Annotated in this window: 1 protein-coding gene; it reads left to right on the top strand. The window is 42.0% G+C overall.

What is annotated here, in order from left to right; all coding sequences use genetic code 11:
* Positions 1-979: host specificity factor TipJ family phage tail protein (locus ACNPNW_RS04230; RefSeq protein ID WP_448766570.1), on the top strand; the 979-nt coding region annotated here is incomplete at both ends.

The raw sequence follows: 979 nt of genomic DNA, 5'->3' as shown, positions 1-979 counted from the left end.
ATGCGTCAGAGCTTAATCTACCTGTAACACGAAAGCTTTACTCATACCGTGATGGCATCCAGTCTGCCGAGCGTATACCAACCAGCAACTTTGCAGACATCATTATCAATATGGCCCTCGATCCATTCATTGGTCGTTTTGATATATCTGAAATTGATGCTCAGTCGCTGTATGAAGTGTCAGATGAAATAGAAGCTTATTTCGGCACACCTAAAGCCTGTGAGTTTAATTACACTTTTGATAACAAGAACAGCAGTTATCAAGAGATGGCCTTTGCTGTTGCTGAAGCAGTTTTCTGTACTGCACGCCGGGAGAATGGCAAACACTTTTTCACCTTTGAGAAAGAAACCCCAAACTCTTTGATCTTATTCAACCACCGAAATATTAAGCCGGAAAGCCTAACTAAAACCAATCTGTTTGTTGCGCCAGATGAGTATGAAGGCATTGAGTTTAAGTGGCGTGATGAAACCGACGACTATGCTGAAGCAGTCATTAAGTTACCGCATGATGGCTTGGCTAACTACAAAACCATTGAAAGTAATGGCGTGACCAATGCAATTCAGGCGCATTTTTTAGCACATCGCGCCTGGAATAAAATGCAGTTCAATCGTAAAACCATTGAATTTACTGCATACGGGGAAGCCGATCTGGTGACACGTAATGACCGCATTGCTATCGTTGATGATGTCTTCAAGATGCTTGGGAGTGGTGAAGTTGAGACTCAAAACAATACAGTCTTAACACTAGACAATCCTATCAATCTAGATGCTGGTGAAAGCTATGTCATTCACTTGCAGCTCAAAGATGGGTCGGTTGATGTGATTAGTATTGTTAATCAACTCGATGAAAATCAGGTTGAATTGGCACGCATACCTCTTATGCCTTTAGTCATAGATAAGATTGTCAATGCCACATACAGCATCACCAAAGCAAGCGATCAGGAAAGCGAAGCATATTTAATCCAGGAGAAATCCCCGAG

It is taken from the genome of Acinetobacter endophylla (assembly GCF_053543775.1).
This window is presented reverse-complemented; position numbering and strand designations above follow the sequence as displayed.